Annotated in this window: 20 protein-coding genes; 11 read left to right on the forward strand and 9 right to left on the reverse strand. The window is 61.7% G+C overall.

Translation table 11 applies throughout. The features are described 5' to 3' along the window. Window positions 1–16 precede the first annotated feature (16 nt). The 3 genes from RlegSU303_RS19965 to RlegSU303_RS19975 all read right to left on the reverse strand — a co-directional run bounded on the left by RlegSU303_RS19965 (window position 17) and on the right by RlegSU303_RS19975 (window position 3,657). Window positions 17–964 carry a substrate-binding domain-containing protein gene (locus tag RlegSU303_RS19965; protein WP_025396077.1) on the reverse strand — a complete coding sequence of 316 codons (948 nt, stop codon included), beginning with the start codon at window positions 962–964 and terminating at the stop codon, window positions 17–19. Between the two features lie 83 nt (window positions 965–1,047). After that, complete coding sequence (locus RlegSU303_RS19970) at window positions 1,048–2,052, reverse strand: ABC transporter permease (RefSeq protein ID WP_131718811.1); 1,005 nt, start codon at window positions 2,050–2,052, stop codon at window positions 1,048–1,050. A 78-nt stretch (window positions 2,053–2,130) separates the two neighbouring features. Then, window positions 2,131–3,657: a sugar ABC transporter ATP-binding protein gene (locus RlegSU303_RS19975; protein ID WP_131718810.1), complete on the reverse strand. Its 1,527-nt coding sequence runs from the start codon at window positions 3,655–3,657 to the stop codon at window positions 2,131–2,133. A gap of 168 nt (window positions 3,658–3,825) precedes the next feature. Here RlegSU303_RS19975 and RlegSU303_RS19980 point away from each other — a divergent pair, with 168 nt between their 5' ends. Then, window positions 3,826–4,857: a LacI family DNA-binding transcriptional regulator gene (locus RlegSU303_RS19980; protein WP_131710430.1), complete on the forward strand. Its 1,032-nt coding sequence runs from the start codon at window positions 3,826–3,828 to the stop codon at window positions 4,855–4,857. 81 nt (window positions 4,858–4,938) lie between these two features. Here the strand turns inward: RlegSU303_RS19980 and xylA are convergent, their stop codons facing one another. The 5 genes from xylA to RlegSU303_RS20005 all read right to left on the reverse strand — a co-directional run bounded on the left by xylA (window position 4,939) and on the right by RlegSU303_RS20005 (window position 11,988). After that, window positions 4,939–6,249, reverse strand: coding sequence for a xylose isomerase (xylA, locus tag RlegSU303_RS19985; RefSeq protein WP_017989459.1), 1,311 nt, complete (start codon window positions 6,247–6,249; stop codon window positions 4,939–4,941). 190 nt (window positions 6,250–6,439) lie between these two features. Beyond that, a complete protein-coding gene (gene xylB, locus RlegSU303_RS19990; RefSeq protein ID WP_131718809.1) occupies window positions 6,440–7,894 on the reverse strand; it encodes a xylulokinase in 1,455 nt (484 codons plus the stop codon). Window positions 7,895–7,915: 21 nt separating this feature from the next. Next, the gene (locus RlegSU303_RS19995) at window positions 7,916–8,941 is read right to left on the reverse strand and encodes a LacI family DNA-binding transcriptional regulator (protein WP_131629329.1); all 1,026 of its coding nucleotides are present in this window, start codon (window positions 8,939–8,941) and stop codon (window positions 7,916–7,918) included. 209 nt (window positions 8,942–9,150) lie between these two features. After that, on the reverse strand, window positions 9,151–10,749 hold the full coding sequence (locus RlegSU303_RS20000; RefSeq protein ID WP_131718808.1) for a DHA2 family efflux MFS transporter permease subunit: 1,599 nt from the start codon (window positions 10,747–10,749) through the stop codon (window positions 9,151–9,153). Between the two features lie 27 nt (window positions 10,750–10,776). Continuing rightward, a complete protein-coding gene (locus RlegSU303_RS20005; RefSeq protein WP_017962167.1) occupies window positions 10,777–11,988 on the reverse strand; it encodes an HlyD family secretion protein in 1,212 nt (403 codons plus the stop codon). A gap of 150 nt (window positions 11,989–12,138) precedes the next feature. Here RlegSU303_RS20005 and RlegSU303_RS20010 point away from each other — a divergent pair, with 150 nt between their 5' ends. From RlegSU303_RS20010 to lysS, 5 genes are all read left to right on the forward strand, one after another. Further along, a complete protein-coding gene (locus tag RlegSU303_RS20010; RefSeq protein ID WP_131718807.1) occupies window positions 12,139–12,819 on the forward strand; it encodes a TetR/AcrR family transcriptional regulator in 681 nt (226 codons plus the stop codon). A 105-nt stretch (window positions 12,820–12,924) separates the two neighbouring features. Then, window positions 12,925–13,764 carry an AraC family transcriptional regulator gene (locus tag RlegSU303_RS20015; protein WP_131718806.1) on the forward strand — a complete coding sequence of 280 codons (840 nt, stop codon included), beginning with the start codon at window positions 12,925–12,927 and terminating at the stop codon, window positions 13,762–13,764. A 212-nt stretch (window positions 13,765–13,976) separates the two neighbouring features. Further along, window positions 13,977–14,732: a TerC family protein gene (locus RlegSU303_RS20020; protein WP_171605453.1), complete on the forward strand. Its 756-nt coding sequence runs from the start codon at window positions 13,977–13,979 to the stop codon at window positions 14,730–14,732. A gap of 245 nt (window positions 14,733–14,977) precedes the next feature. Continuing rightward, complete coding sequence (gene gltX, locus RlegSU303_RS20025) at window positions 14,978–16,444, forward strand: glutamate--tRNA ligase (RefSeq protein ID WP_131718804.1); 1,467 nt, start codon at window positions 14,978–14,980, stop codon at window positions 16,442–16,444. 180 nt (window positions 16,445–16,624) lie between these two features. Beyond that, complete coding sequence (gene lysS, locus RlegSU303_RS20030) at window positions 16,625–18,118, forward strand: lysine--tRNA ligase (protein ID WP_131718803.1); 1,494 nt, start codon at window positions 16,625–16,627, stop codon at window positions 18,116–18,118. Window positions 18,119–18,184: 66 nt separating this feature from the next. Here the strand turns inward: lysS and RlegSU303_RS20035 are convergent, their stop codons facing one another. Next, on the reverse strand, window positions 18,185–18,913 hold the full coding sequence (locus RlegSU303_RS20035) for a hypothetical protein (RefSeq protein WP_131718802.1): 729 nt from the start codon (window positions 18,911–18,913) through the stop codon (window positions 18,185–18,187). Between the two features lie 178 nt (window positions 18,914–19,091). On the opposite strand from RlegSU303_RS20035, the gene RlegSU303_RS20040 reads away from it, so the two are divergent. The 5 genes from RlegSU303_RS20040 to RlegSU303_RS20060 all read left to right on the forward strand — a co-directional run bounded on the left by RlegSU303_RS20040 (window position 19,092) and on the right by RlegSU303_RS20060 (window position 24,225). Further along, window positions 19,092–20,000, forward strand: a complete 909-nt coding sequence (locus RlegSU303_RS20040; RefSeq protein ID WP_017962175.1) for a LysR family transcriptional regulator — start codon at window positions 19,092–19,094, stop codon at window positions 19,998–20,000. A 116-nt stretch (window positions 20,001–20,116) separates the two neighbouring features. Continuing rightward, on the forward strand, window positions 20,117–21,277 hold the full coding sequence (locus tag RlegSU303_RS20045) for an ABC transporter substrate-binding protein (RefSeq protein ID WP_131718801.1): 1,161 nt from the start codon (window positions 20,117–20,119) through the stop codon (window positions 21,275–21,277). A gap of 200 nt (window positions 21,278–21,477) precedes the next feature. After that, complete coding sequence (locus RlegSU303_RS20050; RefSeq protein ID WP_017962177.1) at window positions 21,478–22,464, forward strand: ABC transporter ATP-binding protein; 987 nt, start codon at window positions 21,478–21,480, stop codon at window positions 22,462–22,464. Beyond that, on the forward strand, window positions 22,461–23,423 hold the full coding sequence (locus RlegSU303_RS20055; RefSeq protein ID WP_131629338.1) for an ABC transporter permease: 963 nt from the start codon (window positions 22,461–22,463) through the stop codon (window positions 23,421–23,423). The genes RlegSU303_RS20050 and RlegSU303_RS20055 overlap by 4 nt, the downstream gene beginning before the upstream one ends. Then, window positions 23,413–24,225 carry an ABC transporter permease gene (locus tag RlegSU303_RS20060; protein ID WP_131710254.1) on the forward strand — a complete coding sequence of 271 codons (813 nt, stop codon included), beginning with the start codon at window positions 23,413–23,415 and terminating at the stop codon, window positions 24,223–24,225. Before RlegSU303_RS20055 ends, RlegSU303_RS20060 begins: the two co-directional genes overlap by 11 nt. Window positions 24,226–24,229 lie beyond the last annotated feature (4 nt).

The following is a 24,229-nucleotide window of genomic DNA, read 5'->3' on the forward strand; positions in this document are numbered from 1 at the left end:
ATCTCAAGTCGATGGATCAGAACGGCGAATCCGGGAAATAGAAGTCCTTGGCATTCTCCTTGGTGACAAGCGTCGCATCGAGAATGTAGCTGCCATGAACCGGAACCTGATCGTAGAGGGCCGCAGCCGTCAGCTCCATTGCCGTGCCGACCATTGCCGGCGGATAGAGAACGTCGACGGGGATCATCTTGTCGCCGTCCATGACCTTCTTGACCATGTCCTTGGAGCCGGCACCGGCGACGACATACTTGATGTCGGTACGTTTGGCCTGCTCGATTGCCTGCAGAACGCCTACGGCCATGTCGTCGTCCTGGCACCATACGACGTCGATCTTCTGGTACTTGGTCAGGTAGTCCTGCATGACCTTGAAGGCATCGTCGCGGTTCCAGTTGCCATATTGGCGGTCGAGAACCTTGACGTTCGAGCCGGCAATGCCCTTGTCGAAGCCGTCCTGGCGCTGCTGATCGATCGGGATCGGCAGACCGCGGATGATGACCACTTCGGCGTCCGGCGTCGTGTCCTTGATGTACTTGCCGGCGACTTCGCCGAGAGCCGGGTTGTTGCCGGCGACATAGAGGTCGCGCACGGAATTGTCGTTGTTGCTCGGCGCGCGGTCGACGAGGGCGACGAACTTGCCCTTAGCCTTGACTTCCTTGATGGCGTTGACGAGCGGATCCGGGTCCGACGGCAGGATGACGAGGGCGTCGATGCCTTGCGTATCGAGATCCTGCACGGCGTTGGCCTGGCTGGCGGCGTCCGGCGAGGTCTTGACGATGACGTTGAGACCGGGATGTTCGGCCATCAGCAGCTTGGCGACTCGTTCGGCATGGAACACGACGCCCGACGTCCAACCGTGGTCGGCGGCCGGAATGGATACGCCGATCGTGAATTTCTTGTCCTGGGCGTGAGCGGCGCCGGCGAACGTCACCGCCGCAACCGCCAGGCCCAACATCAATTTACGCATGCTATTTCCTCCCAATAAGGTCAGGGACTTTTCCATACGGGACCGGACGCCCTGTAAGTCCGGTCAATTCATGATTTGGCAATTCAAGCTTTGCGCACCAGCGAGCGCTGGACGAACATGGCGATGATGATGATTGCACCCTGGATGGCGCCGATCAGATACTCGCTGATGAAATTCGAAAGCAGCATGATGTTGCCGACCAATTCGAGAATGAAGGCGCCGCAGATCGTGCCCCAGACCCTGCCCGCGCCACCCTTGAGCGCCGTGCCGCCGACGACGACAGCGGTGATCGCCTGCAGTTCCCACAGGATACCTGTCGTCGCCGAGGTCGAGCCGAGACGGGGAACATAGAGCAGCACGGCGATAGCGACGCACAATCCCTGGATCACGAAGGCGATCGTCCGCACACGATTGACCGCGATGCCCGAATAGCGAGCGACATCGCTATTTGATCCTACAGCGACGACGTGGCGCCCATAGCGGGTGCGGTAGAGGATGAAGGCAGCAACCGCCGTCACCGCCAGGATCACCACGATCGGCACGGGCACGCCGGCGATATTGCCGAAATAAGCAGGGCGATAGAGCGTCTGGATATCGGCGGAGCGAAGTGTGATCGCGCCGCCCTGCGACAGCCATGTCGTCAGGCCGCGATAGATGCCCATCGTGCCGAGCGTCGCGATGAACGGCTCGATCCTGCCCACCGTCGTGATCAGGCCGTTCGCCAAGCCGCAAAGTGCGCCGGCGATCATGGTGAAGACGACCGCGACCACCAGCATCAAAGCCGGATTTTCGACGGCGCCCGAATTCATCAGCAGGATCATCAGGCTGGCGACGAAGGCCACCATCGAGCCCACCGATAGGTCGAGATCTCCCGCTGATATCACGAAGGTCGCACCGACCGCGATGATGGCGATGAAGGCGCTGCGTGTCGCGACATTGGCAAGGTTGGTGATGCCGATGAAATTGGGATTGACCAAGGCTCCGACGATCAGCAGCAGCGCCAGGGCGACGAAGGGCGCGACCGCACGCAGGTCGACATCCCGCCAGGATCGGCGCCGGATTTCCCTGGTCTCCTCGTTGACACTCATTTCCAAAACCAACCTCCCGTCCCATATTTTCTGGGAATCTTATGTGTCGTCCTGATCGGCAAAGCCCTGCTTCAGCCTTCAGGCAGCTGCCTTCTTCTTGAGCCCGGCGGCGTAACGCATGATCTCCTGTTCGGAAATCTCCTCGCCCTCGAGCACGCCGACGATACGCCCTTCGCGCATCACCGCCACTCTCGTGCAGAGGCCGATGACCTCCGGCATCTCCGACGACACGACGATGATCGACCGGCCGTCCCGGGCGAGTGCCGAGATGAAATGATAGATCTGCTGCTTGGTGCCGACATCGATGCCGCGCGTCGGCTCGTCGATGATGATGATCTGAGGTTCGGTCTCCATGACCTTGGCGAGCAGCAACTTCTGCTGGTTCCCCCCCGACATCCGGCCGGCGACGATATTGCTGTCGCGAACCCTGATATCGAAGCGGCGCTTGGCCTTTGCCATCGCGGCCGCCTCGCTGCCCGGGCTGAGATAACCGTGGCGAGCGTGCCTTCCGAGCGATTGCAGTGTCAGATTGGTCACCATGCCGGAGCGCAGCAAGAGGCCTTTCGACTTGCGGTCCTTGGTCATATAGGCGAGCCCGCAGCGGTTGGCGGCATGGACATCGCCGGAGGGAACCGTTTCACCCTTGATGACCACCTCGCCCTCGAGACGGGTCCGCAACCCGGCGATCGCTTCCATCAGCTCGGTGCGGCCGGAGCCGATCATGCCTGAAAAACCGATGATCTCGCCCTTGCGCACCTCGAAGCTTGCATCCTTCACATAGCCCGTGGACAACGATGCGACCCTGAGGACAATCTCCTCGTCGACATCAGGTTCGACCTTGGCGGGATAGAGGCTGGAGAGTTCGCGGCCGACCATCAGCTGCGCGATCGATTCCCCGTCCAGAACGGATGTCGGCGAAGTCTTGATCCATTGGCCATCGCGAAGGACGGTGACCCGGTCGGTCAACTCCATCACTTCGTTGAGTTTGTGGGACACGAAGACGAAGCTGGTACCCTGGTCGCGGAGCTTGCGGACCTGCTTGAACAGCATGTTGGTCTCTTCACTCGACAGCACTGCGGTCGGTTCGTCCATGAACACCACTCGCGCATCGCGGCTGATTGCCTTGGCGATTTCGACCATCTGCTTGTCGGCGATGGAAAGCGTGCTGATCAGCGCATTCTCATCGACATGCGAACCGAGCACATCGAGAACCTTGCGTGTCTCCGACCGCATATATTTGCGGTCGAGAACGCCGAAGCGCGTGACTTCGCGCCCGAGAAAAAGGCTCTCCGTCACGGTCAAATGTTCGGCGAGGTTGAATTCCTGGTGAATGATGACGATGCCGAGCGCCTCGGCGGCGCCATTGGGCGGCAGCGCGACCGGCTTGCCGTCGAGCAGGATCTCGCCGGAGCTCGGCTGTTCGAACCCGGACAAAACTTTGACAAGCGTGGATTTGCCGGCGCCATTTTCACCCATGAGCGCATGGATTTCGCCGGCGCGGAGATCGAAGTTCACGCTGAAGAGAACCTGCACTCCACTGAAGGATTTGCATATGCGCCTGGCGGACAGCACCACGGGTGCGGTGTCGGCAGCTTCCACAGTCATCCGGTCCTCCCAAAACGGCATCCCATCCGCTCTGGAGCCGTATGTAAACCTTTACATACATCGTGTAAAGGTTTACATCGTTGATTTACACAGATCAGTTGAAGCCTGCCTTTGACCTCTCGACAAGTCTGTGTAGTGTCGCGGCGAAGAAGCCTAAGGCAGAGCCAAGTGTCGAATTCCACGCCCGCAACCATCGAAGACGTCGCCCGGATCGCCGAGGTCTCTATCGCGACGGTTTCCCGGGCAATCCACATGCCGGAGAAGGTCGCCAACTCCACCCGCCTCAAGGTCAACCAGGCGATCGCCATCACCGGCTATACGACCAATGCCATGGCGCGCAGCCTGAGGCTTGGCCGCTCCAACATGATCCTCGTCGTGGCGCCCGATATCGGCGATCCCAATTTCTCCAACATTCTGGTCGGGCTGGAAAACGAAGCGCGCGCGCACGGCTACGGCATCCTGATCGGCCACACGCAGAACGATGCGCAGCGCGGCCTGGAATATCTGAAATTCTTCAATTCCAACCAGGCGGCCGGATTGATCCTGTTCACCGGCATCTTGCCCTTCGGGCATCAGACCATGACAGCGCGGCTGCCGCCGAGCGTCGGCGTTTTCGAGCCCGTCTTTAACGGCGGCATTCCCTATGTCGGCGTCGATGATACCGAGGGCGCTCGCAAAGCGGTGGATCTGCTGCTGGCCGAAGGGCATCGCAAGATCGCCTTCATCGGCGATTCGCGCACCCGGCTTGCCTATACGAGACGCCGCATGGGTTACGATGCCGGTCTCGACGCCGCAGGCATCCCGCCCGGCACCAGGATCGTGCTCGAAGGCGACGGCACGATCGAAAGCGGGCGGCATGCGGTCGAACAGCTTTTCATGCGCGACACGCTTCCAACCGCCTTCATGTGCGTGAACGACCAGACGGCGATCGGCGTCATGGTCGGGCTCGGCGCGCGAGGCTACGACATTCCACGGGATTTCTCGGTGACCGGTTTCGACGACGTGCCGCAGGCCGTCTTCATATCCCCACCGCTGACCACGATCCGCCAGCCGAGAACGGCAATCGGCAAGCAGGCGATGGCGCTGCTGCTGGAACTCCTGTCCGATGGCCGGCCGACCGAAACGGAAATCCTGCTGCGGCCGGATCTCGTGGTTCGAAACTCCGTCTCAGCGCCGTCGCGCACCTGGTCGAAACGTTGACCAATAGAGGCTGAGGGCTTCCTGCCCGCGCCCCCGCCGGTGAGGGTTGCGCCGACGGCCGATGACCGCCGGCGCACTTTATCAAACGTAACGGTTGACGACGTTCTCCAGCAGTTCCTGCTTGCCCGACCGTGGCTGCGGGTTCACGTCGTGGCTCTCGACATAGTGGGTGATCTCATCCAGCGAGTACTCGCCGCGGAAGAGCTTCTGCGCCTCGGCGGATTCCCAGCCGGCGTAACGATCGGCGAGCGGCTGCGACAGAGCCTTGTCCTCGATCATCCTGGCAGCAGCCTTCAGGCCGCGAGCACAGCAATCCATGCCGCCGATATGGCCGATCAGCAGGTCCGCCGGGTCGAGAGACTGACGGCGCAGCTTCGAGTCGAAGTTGGTGCCGCCGGTCTTGAAGCCGCCGCCTGCCAGAACATGGTAGTAGGCGAGCGCCATTTCGGGAACATTGTTCGGGAACTGGTCGGTATCCCAGCCGGACTGGTAGTCGTTGCGGTTCATGTCGATCGAGCCGAAGATGCCGAGCGCATTGGCAAGCGCCAGCTCGTGCTCGAAGGAGTGGCCGGCAAGGATCGCGTGGCCCTGCTCGATATTGAGCTTCACCTCGTTTTCAAGGCCATGCTTCTTGAGGAAGCCATAGACAGTCGCGACGTCGTAATCATACTGATGCTTGGTCGGCTCCTGCGGCTTCGGCTCGATCAGGATTGTGCCCTTGTAGCCGATCTTGTGCTTGTATTCGACGACGAGGTTGAGGAAGCGGCCGAGTTGGTCGAGCTCGCGGCCAATATCGGTGTTGAGCAGCGTCTCGTAACCTTCGCGGCCGCCCCAGAGCACGTAGTTTTCGCCGCCGAGCTTCTGCGTGGCATCGATGCAGGTCTTTACCGTCGCGGCTGCAAAAGCGAAGACGTCAGGATCCGGATTGGTCGCAGCGCCCGACATATAGCGGCGGTGGGAGAAGAGGTTCGCCGTGCCCCAGAGGAGCTTGGTGCCGGTTGCGGCCTGCTTCTCGGCGAAATAATCGACGATCTCGTTGAGGTTTTTTGTGTTCTCGGCAAAAGTCTTGCCTTCCGGGCGCACGTCGGCGTCATGGAAGCAGTAATAGGGCGAGCCGAGCAGCGAGAAGAATTCGAAGGCGACGTCGGCCTTGAGCTTGGCGGCCTTCATCGTGTCCTCGAACCAGGGACGCAGGAAGGTCTGCCCGCCGAAGGGATCGCCGCCCGGCCAGGTGAAGGTGTGCCAGTAGGCCACCGCAAAGCGCAGATGATCTTCCATGCGCTTGCCCATGACGATCTCGTCCGGCTGGTAATGACGGAAGGCCAGCGGATTGGTGCTGTCCGGGCCTTCGTATTTCACTTTCTGGATATCGCCGAAAAATCCGGTGCTCATTTTGGTTCTCCTTGGGTTTGTATCTGTTTGCAGTTCCGAATTCTTGTCTGCGCCCGGGGCCCCCTCATCCGCCTGCCGGCACCTTCTCCCCGATGGGGAGAAGAGACCCGCTGCGGCGCTTCTTTCCCCTTCTCCCCTCGGGGAGAAGGTGGCCCGAAGGGTCGGATGAGGGGGCCGCTGGCTCCAGTTCTCAGTGCGCCAGCGATTTGATCGCCGGATAAAGTGCGCGGTAGCGCGTATACGCATCCTCATAAGCGCCGCTCAACGACGCCACCGGCTCGATCGTGCCCGCCGTCACCGGCGGCGTGCAGACGGCAATCGGATCCGCGCCCGTTGCCGCGATCAGGCCGAGGCGGGCAGCGCCGAAGGCCGCGCCGAAATCGCCGTCGGCCGGCAGGTCGACGGGAACGCCGAGCGCGGTCGCGATCGACGCCAGCCAGTAACGCGAGCGCGAACCGCCGCCGATTGCCGTGACGCGGGATATGCCGGTGCCGGCCGAACGCAGCGCTTCGAGATTGTCGCGGATGGCAAAAGCGACGCCTTCGAGCACCGCCTGCGTGAGAACGACACGGCTGCTTTCATGCTCAAGGCCGATGAAGGCGCCGCGGATGACGGCATCATTGTGCGGCGTGCGCTCGCCGGAGAGATAGGGCAAGAAGGTGACGCCGGTGGGCGCCTTCAGCGTCTCGCCGAGTTCGCCGGTGAGATCGGCGGCTGACTTGCCGGTCACGCCGGAATGCCAGTTGAGTGCATCGGTGGCCGACAGTATGACGCCCATCTGGTGCCACGTGTTCGGCAGCGCGTGGCAGAAGGCATGCACGGCACTTTCCGGCTTTGGCAGATAGGAACCGTTGGCGGCAAAAAGCACGCCCGATGTGCCGAGCGAGACGAAGGCGGCGCCGTCGCTGACCGTGCCCATGCCGCAGGCCGAGGCCGCATTGTCGCCGGCACCGCCGGCAACGACGACATCACCTGATATACCCCATTGCGCCGCCAGTTCGGACCGCAGCTTGCCGGCCTGCTCGGTGCCTTCGACGAGCGCCGGCATCTGCTCCTCGGAAAGCTTGGTGGCGGCCAGCAGTTCGGAGGACCAGGCGCGCTTGCCGGTGTCGAGCCAGGAGGTGCCGGCCGAATCCGACATTTCCGAGATATAGTCGCCGGTCAGCCAGAGACGCAGATAGTCCTTCGGTAAGAGCACCTTGGCGATCTTGGCGAAGACATCGGGCTCATGCTTCTCGATCCAGGCGAGCTTCGGCGCCGTAAAGCCGGGGAAGACGATGTTGCCGGTGAGCGCGCGAAAGCGCGGATCGGCATCGAGTGCCGCGGCCTCGACGTAGCTGCGGGTGTCGTTCCAGAGGATGCACGGGCGCAGCACCTTGTCGGTGGCATCGATCAGCGTTGCTCCATGCATCTGGCCGGAAAGGCCGATGCCCTTGACCGCCGCCAACTCCTTCGGATGTTTTGCCTTGAGGCCGGCGACGGCCTCTTCCGTGGCGCGCACCCAATGGGCCGGCTCCTGCTCCGACCAGCCGGAATGCGGACGCGAGACGTCGAGCGAACCGTTGGCCGAACCGACGATCTTCTGATCACCGTCGATCAGCATCGCCTTGACGCCGGAGGTTCCGAGATCGAGACCCAGATACATGTGGTATTTCTCCCTTTGCCGTTACGGCAGATTGTCCTTCAGGAATATGTCGAGGCGGATGCGCTCCTGCGCTTCGATGACGGCAAGCCCGTCCGCCTTGGCTTTCAGCACGCGGATCGCGCTGCGCACCTCATGGCCGGCATCCTGATTGAGGATCGCATCGATCGTGTTGTCGATGAGTGCTGCGCGCGTATGGGCGGTCAGTTCGTGGGCAATCACGGTCAGTATGCGGTCGACGGCCTTCTCCTTCAGCGCCCGGATCAACCCGCGATTGCCGGCGCCGAGGCTGTAAACGCCAACGATCCCGGCATTCCTTGAAAGCGCGTCGGCGACGAGCATATGGGCGACCTCGGGGTCGTCGCGGCCTTCGAGAACCGGCAGAATCGCAAGACCCGGGAATTCCTCGGCCATGACGGCGGCGAAGCCCTCCAGCCGCTCGCGATGGTCGCGCACCAGCATGGAGCCGGCGAGCACCGCGATTTCGCCCTTTCGCGACCCAAGAAATCGCCCGAGCAGCCGGGCGGCTGTGCGACCGGCGGCGATGTTGTCGACGCCGGCATAGTGATGGCGGAGCGAGCCCGTGAGATCGGAAACCAGGGTGACGATGGGAAAGCGCTCGCGCACCAGCCTGTCGACGGCGGCGCGCACATCAGGCGCATCGGTCGCAACCAGCGCAATGCCACAGGGCTTTTCGCGGGAAAGCTCTTCGAGCGCGGAGACGAGGGCGGCGGGATCGAAGGCCGGCACCTCAATGGTACGGATGTCGGTGCGTTCGGCCGACGAGCGGAGTACCGCCTGCCGAATCTCGGCGTTGAGACCGTGCATGAAGGAATTGTCGCTGGCCGGCAGGATGAAAACCAGCGGATAGGTGCGCCCTTTGGCAAGATTGGCGGCGGCGACGTCTCTGACATAACCGAGCTCGCGGATCGCGGTCTCGACCTTTTCCCGCGTGACGTGGCGCACACCGGGACGCTGGTTGAGAACCCGGTCGACAGTCGCCAGACTGACACCGGCGGCGGCGGCGATATCGTGAACGGTTGGCCTCATCATTCCTCCTGACGAGACCATTAGCGCCAATTTTGATGTACGTAAATCAAAAAATCGAACGGGCTGGTTTCCGCATCGTTTTCCCGGCATTTCCTGCTCGCTTCGGACCGATCCGGCCGACGATCATCCGCGTGATGACACAGCGGCCGGAAAACAGCAACAAAAAGGCCCTCCGAAGAGGGCCTTTTCAAGGGGCGGCAGGCCGGAGGTCAGTGGCCGCCACCGCCTCCCCCGCCTTGCGGCGCGGGTTTCTTGATCATGGCGACGCCGAGGATCATGGCAAGGAAGAGTGCGGTCAGGATCAGGAACACGTCACTGAAGGAAAGAATGATCGCCTGTTTGGTGGCAAGGCCGACCATCTGCTTGATCGCAACCGAGGCGCCATCCATGCCATAGGTGTTGAAGTTGGCGGCCATGTTGTTCATCTGGTCGATCGCCGCCGGATTGCCCCAGTCCATATTCTCCCGCAGCCGCTCGTAGTGCACGTCCTGCCGGTTGGTGAGCACTGTGTTGATCACCGCGAGGCCGACGGCGCCGCCGAGGTTTCTGGTCAGATTGAACAGGCCGGACGCGCCGCGGATGCGCGAGGGCGACATCGTGCCGAGCGCGATGTTGTTGATCGGCACCATGCACATCATCAGCCCGAAGCCGCGCAGGATCTGCGGGATGAAGAGTTCGTAGAAATCCCAATCCGCCGTCAGATGCATCATGATGAAAGTGCCGGCGGCGAAGCTGACGAAGCCGACCACCATCATCAGGCGCAGGTCCATCTTGGTCGACAACCGTCCGGCGATCGGCGCGGTGAAGAACATCGCAAGCCCGGAGACGAACATCGTCTCGCCGATCATCAATGAGTCATAGCCACGGATGCGCCCGAGATAGACCGGGTAGATATAGGTGAGGCCATAGAGGCCGATGCCCATGACGAAGGAAAACACCGAACCGAAGGAGAAATTCCGGTTCGCAAAGGCCTTGAGGTCGACGACCGGGAAATCCACCGTGAAGGCGCGATAGAAGAAGACGATGGCTGCAGCGCCGGAAGCGACGGCCGCTATGGTGATGTAGCTGTCGTTGAACCAGTCATTGGAATTGCCCTCTTCGAGCACATATTCAAGGCCGCCGAGGAAGACGCCCATCGAGATCAGCCCCCACCAGTCGAACTTCTTGAAGAGCGACAATTCCGGCTTGTCGAAATCGATGAAGTTCCAGGTGACGATCGTGACGATGATACCCGGAATGATATTGACGAGGAACAACCAGTGCCAGGAGAAGGCGTGGCTGAGGTAGCCGCCGACGGTCGGGCCGATAGTCGGCGCCAGCGTGGCGATCAAGCCGATGATCGGTGAGACGATGCTGCGCTTCGACGGCGGGAAGATGGTGAAGGCGGCCGCGAAGACCGACGGGATCATGCCGCCGCCGATGAAGCCCTGGATCACCCGGTAGACGATCATCTGGTCGATGTTTGTCGCGGTCGCGGCAAGCGCGCTCGCCATGGTGAAGCCGGCGGCCGAGATCGCGAAAAGATAACGCGTCGAGATGATGCGCGCCAGCGTGCCCGAGAGCGGGATCATGATCACTTCGGCGATCAGATAGGACGTCTGCACCCAGCCGATCTCGTCGCTGCCGGCCGAAAGGCCGGCCTGGATCTCCGCAAGCGAGGCCGAGACGATCTGAATGTCGAGGATCGACATGAACATGCCGAGCACCATCGCGAAGAAGGCGATGAGCTTCTTCGGATCCATGCGCTCGTCGGCATGGGCGGATGCCGCCGGAATCGTTCCCGCCGTTGCTGTCGCGCTCCTGGCCATTAGATCACCTCTGCCTTTCCTTAAGGCTTAGTTGCTCGGCGCAGTACGGGTGTCGACGTCGACGACGACACTCAGGCCCGCGCGCAGAAGGCCGCTGTCGAGCGCATCCTGCGGCAGCGCGATGCGCACCGGCACGCGCTGGATCACCTTGGTGAAGTTGCCGGTGGCGTTTTCCGGCGGCAGCAGCGAAAAGACCGAGCCGGAAGCCGGCGAGATCGATTCGACGGTGCCGACGATCGGATGGTCGTCATAGGCATCGACATGGACGTTGACCTTCGAGCCCGGGACCAGATGCTGGATCTGCGTTTCCTTGAAATTGGCGTCGATATAGAGTTGTCGCACCGGAACGAGCGCCATCAGGCGCTGGCCGGGAGAGACGAGGTCGCCTTCCTGGACGGAGCGGTTGCCGACAATGCCGTCATAAGGCGCCTTGAGCACGGTGAAGGAAAGGTCACGGACGGCCTTGTCGCGCGAGATCTCAAGCGAACGGACCGAGCCTTCGGCTTCCTTGCGCTGGGCCTGGAGGATGGTGATGTTGGCCTGTGCGGCGGTGATGTTGGCGTCGCCGCCGGCAAGATTGGCCTTGGCCTGGTCGAGGGCGATATTGGCATTGTCGAGATCGGCGGCGGTGCCGACCGATTTCGCCTGAAGGTCGCTCTGGCGTTTCTGGGTGATTTCGGCACCGCGAACGGCCGCTTCGAGTGCCACCTTCTGCGCCTGCGCCTGCACGAGGCTCGCATTCGCGCCTTCGATCTGCGCGTCGATACGCTGCAGAGAAAGCTGTTCGGTGACGATTTGGGCCTGGGCCAAGTCGAGGGCGTTCTGATAGTCGCCGTTATCAAGCGTGGCAAGCACGTCGCCCGCTTTGACTTCCTGGTTGGCGACAACGTTCACCTTCGCCACGTAGCCCGTGACCTTCGGCGAAATCGTTGCGATATCGCCCTCGATATAGGCGTCGTCGGTCGACACCATGAAGCGGCCGTTCGTCCACCATTCGTAACCATACCAGCCGCCGCCCGCGAGAAGGGCGAGCACGACGATCGGCAGCACCAGGCTGCGGCGCTTCTTCGCAGCCGCGGGTGCGGCGACCGAAGCCGGCGCCGACTGCGCGGGAGCAGAGGGAACTTCGCGGGCTTCCGCCGTCGGAGCTTCTACGGCCACGACCTCGGCCTTTACCTCTTCGGTTCCGGCGTTTTCGCTGACGATACGCGCGACATTGCTCTTCTGGTTGCTCGACATGGCCACTTTACCGATCTGGAGTAAATAATCGAACTGAACGGTTCGGTTCAGTTGACTTAAACCTGTTTTATCGTCATATCAAGAGCGTAGAACCAATCGGTTCGATTTCTTTTAAAGAACATCCGAAACCGTCAACACAGTTAAGAGGACATGACGCTGACACCCGACCACTCCGCCGTATTCAGTCCTCCCGCTGCCGGAGGCCGATTTGCCGCAGGCGAAGATCCGGCCAAGCGCCAGCAGATCCTCGCGGGCGCCAAGCGCGTCTTCATGAAGATGGGGTTCGACGCCGCCAGCATGAATGACGTGACCCGCGAGGCCGGGGTCTCCAAGGGAACGCTCTACGTCTATTTCACCAACAAGGAAGAGCTGTTTTCGGCGATGATCGAGACCGAGCGCGCCGCTTTCGTGGCGGCCGTGCGCACGGCGCTTGCCGAACATGACGATCCCGAAGCCGGCCTGTACGAATTCGGGATAAGCTTCGTTACCCATATGACCGATGAAAAGGTCATCAGCGCGATGCGCACCGTTCTCGGCGTTCGAGACCGCATGCCGGTGCTCTGTCAACGCTTCTTCAAGGGGCCGGTCAATCTGCGCACCATCATGCGCGACTTCCTGGAACGCCACATCGCCGAAGGCAGGTTTGAGATCGACGACATCGATCTTGCCGCCGGCCAGTTCCTCGATCTCGCCAGCGGTAGTTTCTTCAAGCTGCGCCTGTTCGGAAGCATGGAAGAGCCGCCGTCGCGTGACGAAATCGAGCGCGTCATCCGCGGCGCGATCCGGGTCTTCATGGCCGCCTACGGCGTGCGCCGGCACGAGAAGGCCTGACTGCACCCTTGATTGCTGTCCTCCATCGGCCAAAATTCCGCAACTACGATCAAACCCGGCTGCCGGCTTTTCTTTAAAGAAGAAGCCGCAACCAGGGGAGTGAAAATGAGCGCCGTCGGACGGGCGATCTGGTTCATCGAGAGCCATTTCGAAAGCGATATATCGCTGGAAGAGATATCGGAAGCAGCCGGATTGTCGCGCTACCATCTGTCGCGCGTCTTCGGGCTCGTCACCGGCCATTCGATCAGCAGCTATATAAGAGGGCGCCGCCTCAGCCGCGCCGTCCCGGCACTGGTCGGCGGTTCATCCACCATTCTCGAGGTTGCGCTTTGCGCGGGCTACGGCTCGCACGAGGCTTTCACCCGTGCCTTCCGCGACCAGTTCGGCATGACGCCGGATGCGGTGCGCAGACAGGGGCACGCCCGTAACCTTGTCTTGCTGGAGCCGATCAGAATGGACCCCGCCCACCTCAACGACCTCGAACCGCCCCGTTTCGAAACCCTCCAACCGATGCTGTTTGCCGGCTTGCAGGAGACCTACCCCTATGGCGGCAATGCCGCCATTCCCTCTCTCTGGCAGAAATTCAACGCCCATTTCGGTCATATCTCCGGCCAGAAAGGCAATGTCGCCTACGGCATCTGTACGCATATCGACGGTGAAGCGGAGAAATTCCGCTATATGGCCGCGGTCGAAATTTCCGATGCCGGCGATCTGCCGGCGGATTTTGCAACGCTCAAGCTTCCGGGCCAGCGTTACGTCGTCTTTGCCCATCGCGGCCATGTCTCCGGCATTCCAGCGACCATGAACCGGATATTTGGCGCATGGTGGCCAACCTCAGGCCTGGAGCACGGCGAGACACCCGACATGTTCGAACGCTACGACGAGCGCTTCGACCCCTATACCGGCATGGGCATCACCGAAATCTGGTTGCCGGTCAGAGCATGATGCCGGAAAGCGTCAACGGTTTTCAGACGACATCATGCTCTAACTCTTTAATTTAGAACAGGATTCAAATTTAAGGCCGACCCGACCTTAAATCATCCTGTTCTAGGGAATAAAAGTCACATCGGTTTCGTATACCCCCTTGCGGCGCTTGCCTGAGAGGCCGGCAACATTACATTGCGAGCGTCAATACTCACCTGACGCAAAAGGGATATATGCTGATGCAGGAAATCATGACGCTCATTCAGGATCCGGCCGCCTGGGTGGCGCTCATCACGCTGGTGGTGATGGAAGTCGTTCTCGGGATCGACAACCTGATCTTCATTTCCATTCTCACCAACAAACTGCCGCCCGAGCACCGGGAGAAGGCCCGCAAGATCGGTATCGGTCTTGCGCTCGTCATGCGTCTCGTCCTGCTCGGCACCATCGCCTGGATCGTGCAACTGACCGAACCGCTGTTTGAAGCCTTCGGCCACGGCTTCTCCTGGAAGGATCTGATCCTGATTGCCGGCGGTCTGTTCCTCGTCTGGAAGGCCACCAAGGAAATCCACCACAGCGTCGATCCGGAAGATCACGGCGAGGACTTCATCGCAAGTTCGGCCACGACAGGCTTTGCATCGGCCATCGGCCAGATCCTGCTGCTCGATCTCGTCTTCTCCGTCGACAGCATCATCACCGCCGTCGGCATGACGCCGCATCTGCCGATCATGGTAGTCGCAGTCGTCGCCGCCGTCACCGTCATGCTGGTCGCCGCGACGCCGCTTGCCAACTTCATCGAGCGGAATCCGACGATCGTCATGCTGGCGCTCGCCTTCCTGCTGATGATCGGTACGACACTGATCGCCGATGGCATGGGCTTCCACGTGCCGAAGGGCTACGTCTACGCCGCCATGGCCTTCTCGGCGCTGGTCGAGGTGCTGAACATGTTCGCGCGCAACGCCCGCAAGCGGAAACGAGGCGGCGCTCATTGAGGCTGGGGTTGAGAGGGCGCGTCGCAACGGCGCGTCCTCCCTCATCGCCATCAAGCCCTTGCAGGCGTGGTTTTTCTTGACGCGCCCGGTTGAATATGGCCTAAGGCCAGCCGAACGGACGATCGGCGGATAGTGCGGGCGCATGCCCTTTTCCGGCCGGTTTGCCGATGAAGCTATCTGCATCCTTCCGGCCGAACGTCGCTTTCCCATGAAAGCCGTCCGGCATTCATTGACGGGCACACACAATGACAGTTTCCGGGACAGCCACCGGCGTCCGCGTCCGCATCGCTCCCTCGCCGACCGGCGAGCCGCATGTCGGCACCGCTTACATCGCTCTCTTCAACTACCTTTTCGCCAAGAAGCACGGCGGCGAGTTCATTCTGCGCATCGAGGATACCGATGCGACGCGCTCGACCCCTGAATTCGAAACGAAGGTGTTGGACGCACTGAAATGGTGCGGGCTGGAATGGAAGGAAGGCCCTGATATCGGCGGCCCCTACGGCCCCTATCGCCAGTCCGATCGCAAGCCGATGTACCAGCCCTATGCACAGGAGCTGCTGGACAAGGGCCATGCCTTCCGCTGTTTCTGCACGCCCGCGCGCCTGGAACAGATGCGCGAAACCCAGCGTGCCGCCGGCAAGCCACCAAAATATGACGGCCTCTGCCTGAATCTTGCCGCCGAGGAAGTCACCTCGCGCATGGCCGCCGGCGAGACGACCGTCATCCGCATGAAGATCCCGGCTGAAGGCTCATGCGACTTCACCGACGGCGTCTATGGCGATGTTTCCATCCCGTGGGATTCCGTCGACATGCAGGTCCTCGTCAAGGCCGACGGCATGCCTACTTATCATATGGCTAACGTCATCGACGACCATCTGATGAAGATCACTCATGTGGCGCGCGGCGAGGAATGGTTGGCTTCGGTGCCGAAACACATCTTGCTCTATCGCTATTTCGGCTGGGAGCAGCCGGTCTTCATGCATCTGTCGCTGATGCGCAATGCCGACAAGTCGAAGCTGTCGAAGCGCAAGAACCCGACCTCGATCTCTTATTACTCCGCGCTCGGCTACATTCCCGAGGCACTGATGAACTTCCTCGGCCTGTTCTTCATGCAAATCGCCGAAGGCGAAGAGCTGCTGGATATCAACGAGCTCTCCGAGAAGTTCGATCCGGAGAACCTCTCCAAGGCCGGCGCGATCTTCGACATTCAGAAGCTCGACTGGCTGAACGGCCGCTGGATCCGCGAAAAGCTCTCCGAAGAGGAATTCCAGGCACGTGTGCTGACCTGGGCGATGGAAAACGACCGCCTGAAGGAAGGTCTGCGCTTGTCGCAGACGCGCATTTCCAAGCTCGGCGAACTGCCCGATCTCGCCGGCTTCCTGCTGAAGTCCGATCTTGGCCTGCAGCCTTCCGACTTCGCCAAGATCAAGTCGCCGCCGGAAGAGATCCTGGAGATCCTCAACACCGTTCAGCCGGATCTCGAAAAGATCCTGGAATGGAATGTCGAGACGATCGAAGCCGAATTGCGCGCGATCGCCGACCGCATGGGCAAGAAGCTGAAGGTCGTGGTCTCGCCGCTCTTCGTCGCCGTGTCCGGCTCGTCGCGCTCGCTGCCGCTCTTCGATTCCATGGCGATCCTCGGCCGGTCCGTCGTGCGTCAGCGCCTGAAGCTCGCCTCGCAGGCGGTCGCCGCCCTCGTCGGCTCGAAATGACAGTGGAAGCCCCTCCCCCTTGTGGGGAGGGGTTGGGGAGGGGCATTTTCTAAAACCCCTCCCCTCCGCTTCGCTCCGACCCTCCCCACAAAGGGGGAGGGTTAGCGCAGAGCCAGTCGCCACGCTTCGAGCCAACCAACGTTGATTTAGAATTCATGCCGCATCGATGAGGCAAAACACATGAACGAGAAGACCGAAAACACCCTTTCCTCCGACGCGACGGAAGTGCGCGCCCAGAAGCTGAAGCTGCTGCGCGAGCAGATCGGCGAGGTCTATCCGGCGCATTTCCACCGCACGATGACCAATGCCGAGCTCATCGCGAAATATGAGAACCTGGAACCTGACGTCGAGACGCAGGATATCGTCACAGTCGCCGGCCGCGTCTACTCGTCGCGCAACTCCGGCATGTTCATGGACATCCACGATGCCGGCGGCAAGATCCAGATTTTCAGTCACAAGGACACGACCCCGGAAGAAGCCCGCGCGCTGCTGCCGATGATCGACATCGGCGACATCATCGGCGTCACCGGCATCGTGCGCCGCACCAAGCGCGGCGAGCTGACGGTCAACGCGCAGACGATCACCGTGCTGACGAAGTCGCTGCTGCCGATGCCGGAGAAATGGCACGGTCTCTCCGACATCGAGCTGCGCTACCGCAAGCGTCACCTCGACATCATGACCAACGAGGATTCGAAGCTGCGCTTCCAGCAGCGCTCGAAGATCGTCTCCGGCATCCGCCGTTTCATGGAAGATGACGGCTTCATGGAAGTCGAGACGCCGATGCTGCATTCGGTCTATGGCGGCGCCACCGCCGAGCCGTTCAAGACGCATCACAACACGCTGAAGCTCGACATGTACCTGCGCATCGCGCCGGAATTGTTCCTCAAGCGCACGCTGGTCTCGGGGCTGACGGACAAGGTCTTCGAAATCAACCGCAACTTCCGCAACGAAGGCGTTTCGACCCGGCACAATCCCGAATTCACCATGATGGAGTGCTACTGGGCCTATGCCGACTACGAGGACATGATGGATCTCGTCGAGCGGCTGTTCGAGGGCTTGGCGCTTTCCATTCACGGCACGACGGAATTCGACTTCGTCGACAAGCGCATCTCCTTCAAAGGACCGTTCAGGCGCGTGCCGATGCCCGACGCCGTCAAGGAAGCGACCGGCATCGATTTCCTGGCGATCAAGACAGATGAAGAAGCGCGCGCCGCCGCCAAGGCTGCCGGTTTCGCGGTCGAGAAGGATTGGACCTGGGGCGAATGTCTCGCCTTCATCTTCGAGGAGAAGGTTGAATCCACGCTGATCCAGCCTGCCCATGTCACGCATTTTCCGAAGGATATCTCGCCCTTCGCCAAGGAGGTGCCGGGCGAGCCGCGCCTCGTCGAGCGGTTCGAGACCTATTGCAATGCCTGGGAGCTCGGCAATGCCTTCTCGGAACTCAACGATCCCGAGGAGCAGCGCCGCCGCATGGTCGAGCAGCTCGAACAGGCGCATGCCCGCGGCGAAAAGGAAAAGCAGCTGGACGAGGAATTCCTCGACGCCATCGACCAGGGCATGCCGCCGGCAGGTGGCCTCGGCATCGGCGTCGACCGTCTCATCATGCTTCTGACCAATGCGCCGTCGATCCGCGACGTCATCCTCTTCCCGGCCCGCCGCAGCAAAGCCGACTGACAGAAAGAAGCGCACAAAAACAAAGCGGGGGGCCGGCGGGCACTCCGCTTTTTTCATGCCCGCTGTTCAGTGGGTTTTGGCGGCTTCAGCCGGCGGCTCTTCGGCCGGCGCATCTGCGCCGTGGCCGCCTGCAGCCGGCGCGGCTTCGCTTTCGGCTGCCGTCGCTGCGCCATGCCCGCCGCCTGCGGCCTTCTTGCCCTTTTCCTCGCTTTTGGTCGAGGCAACGGCGACCGGGTCGACGCAATCCTCGGGGTCCTTGAAAGCGTCGCTGATCATGGCGATTTCGTCGGACGGCATCTCAATCCGCTCGCCGAAGAACAGCCCGTTTTCGCTGGCCTTTCCGTCGTAGTAGCGCGCTGTATAGGGCTTGTCATCAAGACCGGGAACGGTCTTGTCGGGATGCGGGATATAGACGACGTCGGCGCCGATCGCCCGGCCGCGAATGTCGGCGCGTAACGTCGGGCCGTTTTCGTCGAGCACCACCACCTGGACCAGATCCGGCTTCTGCGCGGCATAAACGGCCTGGGCAACACGAAGCGCGGTCTTGACCCGCGTCATCCCGTCAGTCGGTTCGGTCTTGATGTATTTGCGCACCCAGACGTGATCCTGCTTCCTGATCGTCACCAGGTTGACGTCGCTGCATTCGAGCCCGTAGCCGCCACTAGTTGCATCGATCAGCCTGTCCTTGCCGACATAGACCGCCGCACCGCCAGAAACGCCCACGAGAAGAGCGACTCCGCCAATGATGATTGCCAATTTCCGGGAAGGCCGGAATATGCGCAGTAAGGCCTTCACGCCAACTGCTCCGCCATCTGAAACTCCAACGCAGGACAAGTGCTGAGAATGCTAAAGAAATGACGTTTCCGAAAGTTTAAGTGGGCGTGTGAAGCCTGCGCCATTTTGAGAAAACACCAAAAAAGGTCCGCATTCCCGACCGCTTGCCACGGCCTGTTCCGCCATGCTCTAAACGCCCATGGCCTTCACGCTTCGCCAGGTTCAATATTTTGTCGCCGTCGCCGAACAGGGTTCGGTGACGCGAGCCGCGCAGAACCTTTCGATCTCGCAATCCTCGGTGACGGAAGCACTGAAGGAGCTCGAAACCGACCTCGGAGTCGAGCTCTTCGAGCGCCATCCGCGCGGCCTGACGATCACTCATAATGGCCACCAGTTCCTGCGTCACGCGACGAAGATCCTGGCCTCCGTCTCCGACGCACGGACCAGTTTCTCCGGCCAGCAAAGCGCCCTCTCCGGCACGCTGAACATCGGCGTCACCTCGCTTGTCGCCGGCTACGTCCTCTCCGACCTGCTGGCGCGATACCGGCGCGCCTGTCCGGGTATCGAGGTCAGCGCCATCGAGGACAATGGTGGTTACCTCGAACATCTCCTGGTCGGCGGCGAATTGGATGTCGCCGTCATGGTGATATCCAACCTGCGCGACCGCATGGCGCTGCAGGCGGAGATCTTGGAAACCTCGCCCTATCGACTATGGCTGCCGATGGGCCATCCGCTGGTGTCGGCCGACATCATCTCGATCGCCGACATCGCCCGCGAACCGCTGATCATGCTGACGGTCGACGAAATCGAGGAGAATACCGGCAAGCTGCTCTCGGCACTCGGCGCCCGCCCGCATGTCGCCTTCCGCACCCGTTCGGTAGAGGCGGTGCGCAGCCTGGTTGCAACAGGCGCCGGCGTGGCCCTGCTTCCCGATCTTGTCTACCGCCCATGGTCGTTGGAAGGCGACCGCATCGAGAGCCGCGACGTCTCCGGTTCGCTGCCGGTCGTCCAGGTCGGCATGGTCTGGCGCAAGGGCTCCAGCCTGCCGCAGGCGGCGCGCGATTTTGTCGGCATTGCCGAAAGCCTGCGCTCCGGTCGCATCCGCTGATATCGGAATTTCCGATACCGTCTTTCTGATAAATGAATTTGCGAAAGCGGCTTTTTCGCGTCACCTTTTCATCCGGGAACAAACCGCCACAGAAGTGGCAAACCGGGAGACGGATGATGACGAATCTGTTGAAAACCAGCACGGCAGCGCTCGCCTGCCTGAGCTTCGCGACGCAGGTGATCGCCGCCGAACCGCTGAAGGCGCTCGGCAAGGGCGAAGGTGCGGTCAGCATTGTCGCCTGGGCCGGCTATATCGAACGCGGCGAAACCGACAAGAACTACGATTGGGTCACCGACTTCGAAAAGGAGACCGGCTGCAAGGTTTCCGTCAAGACCGCCGCCACCTCGGATGAAATGGTGTCGCTGATGAACGAAGGCGGCTTCGATCTTGTCACGGCATCGGGCGACGCCTCGCTCCGTCTCATCGCCGGCAAGCGTGTCCAGCCGATCAACACCGATCTGATCCCGAGCTTCAAGACCGTCGACGAGCGCCTGCAGAACGGCCCGTGGTATACGGTCGGCGACGTGCATTACGGCGTGCCCTATCTCTGGGGGCCGAACGTGCTGATGTACAATACCGATGCCTTCAAGGACAAGGCGCCGACCAGCTGGAACGTCGTCTTCGAGGAGCAGACGCTGCCCGACGGCAAGTCGAACAAGGGCCGCGTCCAGGCCTATGACGGCGCGATCTACATCGCCGATGCCGCCATGTATCTGATGGCCCACAAGCCGGATCTCGGCATCAAGGATCCCTACGAACTGACCGAGGACCAATACAAGGCTGCCCTCGACCTGTTGCGCGGCCAGCGCAAGCTCGTCTCCCGCTACTGGCACGATGCGATGATCCAGATCGACGACTTCAAGAACGAAGGCGTCGTCGCCTCCGGCTCCTGGCCTTTCCAGGTGAATTTGCTGCAGGCCGACAAGCAGAAGATCGCCTCCACTTTCCCGGAGGAAGGCGTCACCGGCTGGGCCGACACCACCATGCTGCACGCCGACAGCGAACATCCGAACTGCGCCTATATGTGGATGGAGCATTCGCTGAAGGCGAAGGTCCAGGGCGACGCCGCCGCCTGGTTCGGCGCCGTGCCCTCGGTTCCCGCCGCCTGCAAGGGCAACGAACTGATGGGCGATAGCGGCTGCGCCACCAACGGCTTCGATCACTTCGACAAGATCAAGTTCTGGAAGACCCCGGTCGCCAAATGCACGACGCAGAGCGAATGCGTGCCCTATCATCGCTGGGTATCGGATTATATCGGCGTGATCGGCGGGCGATGAAACTGGCCGGTCCGCTGGGGTAAAGTCCCCTCCCCACAAGGGGGCGCTGAGTGGCACCGCCGAATCCTGCTGAAACACCAAGGTATTTGCGAAGGGGTACGGCAGGTTAAGCCCCTCCCCCTTGTGGGGAGGGGATTGGGGCGGGGTCTTTTGTTGGCCAAGACCGAGCCTCTCTGAACACACACGACCCGGAGCCCCCAATGACGTCAGCCGTCCGTTTCCAGCAGGTATCGCGCCATTTCGGCCAGGTTCGCGCCGTCGACGGCGTCGATCTCGAGATCGCGCCCGGCGAATTCTTTGCCATGCTCGGGCCATCCGGCTCCGGCAAGACGACGTGCCTGCGATTGATCGCCGGCTTCGAACAGCCGACCGCGGGCCATATCCAGATCTTCGGCGAGACGGCTGACGGCGTTCCGCCCTATCGCCGCAACGTCAACACCGTGTTCCAGGACTACGCGCTCTTTCCGCATCTCAATATCCTCGACAATGTTGCCTATGGGCTGATGGTCAAGGGCGTCGGCAAGGCGGAGCGGATGAAAGCGGCAGGCGATGCCCTCGAGCTCGTCAAGCTGCCGGGCTACGGCGCCCGCCGCCCCGGCCAGCTGTCCGGTGGCCAGCGCCAGCGTGTGGCGCTCGCCCGCGCACTGGTCAACAAGCCGAAGGTGCTGCTGCTCGACGAGCCGCTCGGCGCGCTCGACCTGAAGCTGCGCGAGCAGATGCAGGAAGAATTGAAGAGCCTGCAGCGCGCGCTCGGCATCACCTTCGTCTTCGTTACCCACGATCAGGGCGAGGCGCTGTCCATGGCCGACCGCGTCGCCGTCTTCAACGATGGCAATATCGTCCAGCAAGGCACGCCGCAGGACATCTACCGCTGCCCGAAGACCCGCTTCGTCGCCGATTTCGTCGGCTCGTCGAACGTCATCGCGCCAGAGCTGATGGCCTTGCTCGGCGGCGAGAAACGCTGGGCGAGCCTCCGCCCCGAGGCGATCCGACTGGCAAGCGACGGCGTCGAGGCGAAAGTCGAAAATGCAAGTTTCCTCGGCGCGGCCACCCGCCTCAGCGTCGATCTCAAGGGCAGCCGGCTGCATGTCATGCTGCCGGCCGGCGCGCCGGTGCCGGATCTCGGCGCCGGTATCCGCCTCGCCTGGCAGCCGGCCGATATCCACTACATGGATGATGCGGCATGACGGCGCTCACCATCACAAGCGACAAGACGTCGATCCTTGCCGGCCGAGGCGGGTTCTTCGGCCAGCTGTCGGATGCCTTCTGGCGGCACCCGAAGCTGCTGCTCTTCCTGATGCTGACGCCGCCGCTGCTCTGGCTCGGCATCATCTATATCGGCTCATTGATCGCCCTGCTTCTGCAGAGCTTCTTCTCGATCGACGATTTCTCCGGGCTGGTGAATACCGAATTCACCCTCTCGACCTATGCCCAGCTGCTGAATCCTGCGAATTTCGATATCATCATCCGTACCCTGGTGATGTCGGCGCTGGTCACCCTCGCTGCCGCCCTGATCGGCTTCCCGATCGCCTACTATGCGGCGCGCTATGCGCAAGGCAAATGGAAGGCGCTCTTCTATCTCGGCGTCATGCTGCCGCTCTGGTCGAGCTATCTCGTCAAGATCTACGCCTGGAAGCTGATCCTCGCCAAGGAAGGTATCCTCACCTGGATCTTCGAGAAGCTCCATCTCTCCTGGCTGCTTGACGCGACCCTGAACCTGCCCGTCATCGGCGGCAATTCGCTTTCGGTGAGCTACCTCGGCACCTTCATCGTCTTCGTCTATATCTGGCTTCCCTACATGATCCTGCCGACGCAGGCGGCCCTCGAGCGTGTGCCCGGCAACCTGATCGAGGCCTCGGCGGACCTCGGTGCCACGCCGCGCCAGACCTTCCGCACCGTGCTCCTGCCCTTAGCGCTCCCCGGCATCGTCGCTGGTTCGATCTTCACCTTCTCGCTGACATTGGGTGATTACATCATCCCGCAGATCATCGGCTCGTCCAGGCTCTTCATCGGCCAGGCCGTCTATGCCCAGCAGGGAACGGCCGGCAATGTGCCGCTCGCCGCCGCCTTCTCCGTCGTGCCGATCGTCATCATGGCGCTTTATCTGTCGCTCGCCAGAAAATTGGGGGCTTTCGATGCGCTCTGACCTCAAGAGATCGCCACTGCCCCTGAAGATCGCCGCTGCCGCCGGGCTGCTCTTCCTGCACCTGCCGATCCTGCTGATCTTCGTCTACGCCTTTACGACGGAGGAAAAGAGCTATCAATGGCCGCCGCCCGGGCTGACCCTGCAGTGGTTCACTGTTGCCTGGAACCGGCCGGACGTCTGGTCGGCGCTCAGCCTTTCCGTGCAGGTCGCCGTCATCGCCACGGCGATCGCGCTGGTCCTCGGCACGCTCTGTGCGGCGGCCGTCAGCCAGACGAAATTCTTCGGCCGCGAGGCGATCTCGCTGCTGGTCATCCTGCCGATCGCCCTTCCCGGCATCATCACCGGCATTGCGCTGCGCTCCGCCTTCAGCCTGTTCGACATCCCGTTTTCGGTCTGGACCATCGTGCTCGGCCACGCCACTTTCTGCGTGGTCGTCGTCTACAACAATGCGGTTGCCCGCTTCCGCCGCACCTCCGGCTCGCTGATCGAGGCCTCGATGGATCTCGGCGCTGACGGCTTCCAGACCTTCCGTCATGTCATCCTGCCGAATATCGGCACCGCCCTTCTGGCCGGCGGCATGCTTGCCTTCGCCCTGTCCTTCGACGAGGTCATCGTCACCACCTTCACCGGCGGCCAGCAATCGACCTTGCCGATCTGGATGCTCGAAGAACTCATCCGCCCGCGCCAGCGCCCTATCACCAATGTGGTCGCCATGGTCGTGGTGCTCGTTACGTTCCTGCCGATCCTGGCAGCCTATTACCTCACCCGCGATGGCGACCAGATCGCCGGCGCCGGCAAATAAAGGG

Source organism: Rhizobium sp. SU303 (genome assembly GCF_021052345.1).
GTDB lineage: Bacteria > Pseudomonadota > Alphaproteobacteria > Rhizobiales > Rhizobiaceae > Rhizobium > Rhizobium laguerreae.